A 2322-nucleotide genomic window follows, 5' to 3' on the forward strand; every position below is an offset into this window, starting at 1 on the left:
TGTCAACGCCGGTTGGATCCTCCTCAAAAGTGCCGAAGTAAATTTCCCCAGTTGGCGGGTGGTCAGGTGGGGTTTGGCGCTGAGGGTCTGACCTTGGGAGGCCGGCCTCGCCGGCGTGTCGGTACCTGGGTGAGGGCTGCGGACGGGACGCGCATGGTGTCTGGGACGAGGTCGACGTGCTGGCGCAGGCGGTAGCTCGAGCCCTCGATCTGCACCACCACGGCGTGGTGCAGCAGCCGGTCCAGCAGCGCCGTGGCGACCACGGGGTCACCGAACACCTCACCCCACTCGGCAAAGCCCCGGTTGGAGGTGAGGATCATGGCGCCGCGCTCGTAGCGGGCGTTGACCAGCTGGAAGAACAGGTTGCCGTTGCTCGAGGTGATCGGCAGGTAGCCGATCTCGTCGACGATGAGCAGCGAGGCCCGGCACAGGAAGCGGATCCGCTCGCGCAGGTTCCCCTCCCGCTCGGCGCGGGCAAGGGAGGCGACGATGTCGGCGAGAGAGGCGAAGTAGACGCTGTGACCGGCCCGGACGGCCTCCACGCCGAGGGCGACCGCCAGGTGGCTCTTGCCGGTGCCGGGCGGCCCGAGCAGGTGCACGACCTCGTGCCGGCGGATGAAGTCGAGTTCGGCCAGGGCCAGGATGCGGTTGCGGTCGAGGGATGGCTGGAACGAGAAGTCGAAGCTGGCCAGCGTCTTGACCACGCCGAGGCGCGCCATCTGCAGCGCCGCCTTGATCCGCCGTCCCTCGCGCAGGGTCAACTCCTCGGCGAGCAGGGCATCGATCGCCTCCAGCGTGCCGATCTCACCGCGCTCGACCTGGCGCACGACGTGGTCGAGCACCTCCAGCGCGCGCGGCATGCGCAGCCCGACGAGGTTGCGGCGGACCCGCTCCAGAGTGGCGGGGACTGGATTGTCGTCCCTCATGAGCGGCTACCCTCCTCGGCCAGCCGCTGGGCAACGGCGGCGTAGAAGGCGAGAGGTCGGCGCGCGACGGTCTCGCCCGCACGGATGGGGAGGACCGGGCCACTGGTCCCTGCGGGACGACTGGCTGGCGAGGAAGGCCGTCGATGCCCACCGGCGACCCGGCGGTGACCGCGGCCCTCCAGCACCGGGTGGCTCGCGACGAGGCGGTTCTCCTCGAAGATGCGAAGCTCGTCGGCGAGCAGGTGCACCTCGACGGCACGGCGGTGCGTGCTGTCCGGCACGCTGTAGAGGTTGCCATCCACCGAGACCATGCCGTCGCGGGTGATCCGCCGTTCCAGGCGCAGCGTGGCCTGGAAGGGGCCGGCGGGCAGCGACCGCAGGCCGGGTTTCTCCTCGGCGAAGTGCTCGGCGACGACGCGGCGGGTGGTCGCGTGCACCCGACGGTTGGCCACCCCGTCGAGCCATTGCCGAAGCTGGTCATTCAGGTCGTCGAGGTTGCGGAAGCTGCGAGCAAGGAAGAAATCCTCGCGCACGTAGCGAAACGGCCTTTCGACCTTTCCCTTGCTCTGCGGCCGGTAGGGACGGCAGGCTTTGGGTAGGAAGCCGTAGTGTCGGGCCATCTCGAGCAGGGTGGGGTTGTAGGCGATGCCCTGCACGTCCTCGCCAGTGACCGCAGTGCGCATGCGGTCGTAGAGGATCTCGGCCGGCACGCCGCCGAGCGCCTCGAAGGCCGCGGCGTGGCACCGCAGCACCGTCGGCAGGTCCTGGTGCAGGACGAAGCGCGCCCACAGCATGCGGCTGTGCCCGAGAACCATGGAGAACAGCCAGACGATGCGCCCCACCCCGGGCTCGTCGGCGAACTCGGTCCGGAACTGCGCGAAGTCGACCTGCCCCTGCTGCCCGGGCGCGGTCTCGAAGCGCTGCTCGAAGCCGGGTGTCGCGGGAGGGCGGATGTCGCGCAGAAAGTCGGTCACCCGGGTGTAGCCACCCTCGTAGCCAAGGTCCCGCAGCTCCCGATGCAGCCGCCGCCCGGTCAGGTCGGGAAACGCCGCCACCCGCTCGCGCAAGTAGCGGCTGAACGGGTCCAGCAACGTGCCCCGGGGCTGGCGCGGCCCATAGGCCGGCGGCTCCAGGCCGCGCTCGACGTATTTGCGCACCGTCTTGCGGTCGAGCCCGGTCCGCCGGGCAATGGCGGACACCGAAAGGCCCTGCCGGTGCAGGTCCAGGATCATGACGATCTCCCCAAGTCGGACCACCGGCGCCGCTCCCCTGCAGGACGGCAGCAGCATCGGTGGCCCATGGCCGGTCGACTGAAAAATCCCGCCCGTCAGCCCCTCAGGCCACCTGGGGAATTTTCAGTCGGCACTTCTGGGGAGTGTCGTCCCGGCGCCTACAC

General features: G+C 69.8%; 2 protein-coding genes. Both read right to left on the reverse strand.

Annotation, left to right across the window (positions count from 1 at the left end):
• Window positions 1-62: 62 nt before the first annotated feature.
• Window positions 63-926 (reverse strand): IS21-like element helper ATPase IstB, encoded by an 864-nt coding sequence (gene istB / locus D9599_RS30430; protein WP_198385082.1) that lies wholly within the window; start codon window positions 924-926, stop codon window positions 63-65.
• Window positions 923-2182, reverse strand: coding sequence for an IS21 family transposase (istA, locus tag D9599_RS30435; protein ID WP_198385083.1), 1260 nt, complete (start codon window positions 2180-2182; stop codon window positions 923-925). The genes istB and istA overlap by 4 nt, the downstream gene beginning before the upstream one ends.
• Window positions 2183-2322: the final 140 nt, after the last annotated feature.

The organism is Roseomonas sp. KE2513 (assembly GCF_016107305.1).
GTDB lineage: Bacteria > Pseudomonadota > Alphaproteobacteria > Acetobacterales > Acetobacteraceae > Roseomonas.